3 protein-coding genes and 1 pseudogene are annotated in these 2,500 nt (G+C 67.7%); 2 read left to right on the top strand and 2 right to left on the bottom strand.

The genetic code is table 11. The features are described from left to right. Positions 1 to 337 (top strand): annotated as a pseudogene (locus RJ05_RS31365) (malto-oligosyltrehalose synthase); the annotation flags it as partial. 4 nt (positions 338 to 341) lie between these two features. Here the strand turns inward: RJ05_RS31365 and RJ05_RS09035 are convergent. Both RJ05_RS09035 and RJ05_RS09030 read right to left on the bottom strand, forming a co-directional pair. Beyond that, on the bottom strand, positions 342 to 1,484 hold the full coding sequence (locus RJ05_RS09035; protein WP_036535519.1) for a T6SS phospholipase effector Tle1-like catalytic domain-containing protein: 1,143 nt from the start codon (positions 1,482 to 1,484) through the stop codon (positions 342 to 344). Positions 1,485 to 1,653: 169 nt separating this feature from the next. After that, the gene (locus tag RJ05_RS09030; RefSeq protein ID WP_051016373.1) at positions 1,654 to 2,154 is read right to left on the bottom strand and encodes a cupin domain-containing protein; all 501 of its coding nucleotides are present in this window, start codon (positions 2,152 to 2,154) and stop codon (positions 1,654 to 1,656) included. Positions 2,155 to 2,256: 102 nt separating this feature from the next. On the opposite strand from RJ05_RS09030, the gene RJ05_RS09025 reads away from it, so the two are divergent. Continuing rightward, positions 2,257 to 2,454, top strand: a complete 198-nt coding sequence (locus RJ05_RS09025) for a hypothetical protein (protein WP_138445592.1) — start codon at positions 2,257 to 2,259, stop codon at positions 2,452 to 2,454. Positions 2,455 to 2,500 lie beyond the last annotated feature (46 nt).

Here is a 2,500-nt window from a genome sequence, read left to right as displayed (position 1 = left end):
CGGAGCGGCGAAGATGTGGATCGTCGCCTATGCGCTGTGGTTGCGGCGGGAACGGCCGGACTGCTTCGTCGGCGGCACCTACCTGCCGTTGTTCGCGACCGGTGAGCAGGCGGGCAAGCTGGTGTCCTACGCCCGCGGCCGCGTCGGCGATGCGCCGGAGGTGATCGTGGCCGCGACCAGGCACAGCGTGTCGCTGGCCGAAGCCGGCTGGGGCGACACGGTGCTCGATCTGCCGCCAGGCACCTGGACCGACCGGCTCACCGGCCACACGTTCCAGGGCCGGGCGCGGCTGGAGAAGCTGTTCGCCCGGCTCCCGGTGGCGCTGCTGGTGCGCTGAGCGCTCAGGCGCCCAGCTTCGCCGTCACCGGGACGGTCTTCTCGATGAGTTCTTCCGGGAACATCCCGCCCAACTCCTCGCGCCAGCGGCGCAGGTTGGCCGGACGGTAGTCGTCGTTCTGCGTGCAGGAGGCCAAACGGATGCCGATGTCGTCGGTGACGCCGAGCTTGCGCCAGGAATCCCAGTGGAACCGCGGACTGCGCGGATTCCGCAGCGCGCGCAGCAGATTCAGGATGCGGTAGCCGATGCCGAGCGAGTCGTGCCTGCGCATGTGGTCGACGCCGGCGGTGCAGCGTTCGGACAGGGCGTCGAGGCGTTCGCGGTCGAACACCAGCCCGACCGATTCGGCCTCGGCCACCATCCAGCGCAAGGTGATGTCCGACAGCCCGCATTCGGCGTAACCGCCACCGATATCGCTGTGCACGCCCTCGAACCAGACCTGCTTCACCCGCTGGAAGCCCCTGCGGTACTTCACATTCGGCTCCACCGGGACCTCCCACAGGCAGGGCTCGAAGTTGCGGCGGCGCTCGTCGATGGCCAGCGCCTGGCGCGCGCAGTGCACATTCGGGCCGAGGCGCACATCGTGGAACTTGTGCCGCAGTGACGTCAGCCCCGGCACCCCCAGCGCGCCGACGGTGTCGAAGACACCGAGGAAATCGATCTTGGCCGGACCGGGATGGCAGTTGTCCTTGCGGAACTTCGCCCACTCGGCGGGTGTCTCACCGTCCGGCGGCACCGGCTGCTTGTGGATCCGCAACGCCTGCGGATACATGCCGTCGATCATCGCTTCCGGCGTCATGATCCCGATCCGACCGATGAGGCCGGCGAGACTGCGCGCGGTGAATGCGCCGCGGCTGAAACCGAAGATGAAGATCTGGTCGCCCGGCTCCCAGTTCAACGCCAGATGCCAGTAGGCCGCCGACAGATTCGCCTCCAGTCCCAGCCCGAACGCCCCGCCCATCAACCGGTCGGCCAGGAACCCCTGCGTGCCCGGCCCCGGCACATACGTGACCCACTGGTGAACCGGCCGTCCCTGCTCGTCGGGCGCCGCGATCCGAATGGTCTGCGCGATCTTGATGATGTTGGATACTGTCGTGCTCGACTCGGCTTTCCAGGTGCCGTCGCAGCACACCACAAGTCGTTTCATACCCCGATCCTCCCGCCGCGCCCGCTCCGGCAACCGCGTACTCGACTACCCGAATATTCGTTCCCGCCCCCGGGACCGTTAATGAGCGATTACTCGCCCCACCGTATCCACCCGCAGGTTCGCCGCGCCAGACCCGTTGCGGCGGGCGATCACTTCGCGCGCCGGTTACTCAGTCCTCCTCGTAGACGACGTGGTAGCGACGGGTGTACCGATTGAGTGCGGCAGGATCGAACCGGCCTCCCGCGGTGACCTCGGTGCGGTGCTCGATGATCGCCTCGACCACGCACTCCCAACCGCCGGGCGACGAGATCTGGACAACGCGCGGGGGCGGGTTCGAGCCGGGGCGCAGCGCGTGCGGCACACCGTGCGGCAGCAGCACCACCTGGCCCGGGCCTGCCACCTGGACGCGGTCGTCGAATTCGACGTCCAGCAGACCATCCAGCACATAGATGCACTCGTCGGCGACGTGGTGGGTATGTCGCGGGATCGGCTGGGCGACAGTGACTTCCAGCGCAGAGAACAGACCGTCGGTGTCCTCGGTCCTGGCCTTGACACTGAAGGCCGGAGGAATCGGGATCCGGCCGGGTCTGGCTTCGCCCTTACCGAGCAGGTAGAAGCGATCGGGGTCGCCCCACTCCTTCGGGTCGTCGTGACCCAGGTGGTAGCGCATGCCGAACGGCTTGCCGATCTCGTTGGCCTTGGCCCAGTCGGTTCTCCATCAGGGTGAACCGGCCCTCGGTGTCATCGGTGCCCGCCTTGACCGTCGTCCACGGTGGCAGTGGGACTGGTCACGCTGCTCGCGTTCGGCGGATCGATGTTCTTCTCGGGATTCGAATCACCGTTGAACGCGTCGGTGTTCAGCGCTGCCGGCTCCGCGGCGCTGCTGGCGCTCTCGCCCGAACGCGCCCACGTGCTCAGTGTCGACAGTCTTCGCCGCCGCCCGTCCGCCCGCCCAGGAGCCGGGAAATGATCTACATCGACGAGGATATGCGGCGCATTGTCGACCGGACCGAGCT

Origin of the sequence: Nocardia cyriacigeorgica NBRC 100375, from assembly GCF_000308555.1 — a bacterium.
GTDB lineage: Bacteria > Actinomycetota > Actinomycetes > Mycobacteriales > Mycobacteriaceae > Nocardia > Nocardia cyriacigeorgica.
Note: the sequence above shows the minus strand (reverse complement) of the source record. Positions and strands in the feature narration are given on the sequence as shown.

Coding starts and splice junctions, on each gene's coding strand:
- RJ05_RS09035 (WP_036535519.1), bottom strand. CDS start 1,484: ATGAAACGACTTGTGGTGTGCTGCGACGGCACCTGGAAAGCCGAGTCG.
- RJ05_RS09030 (WP_051016373.1), bottom strand. CDS start 2,154: ATGCGCTACCACCTGGGTCACGACGACCCGAAGGAGTGGGGCGACCCC.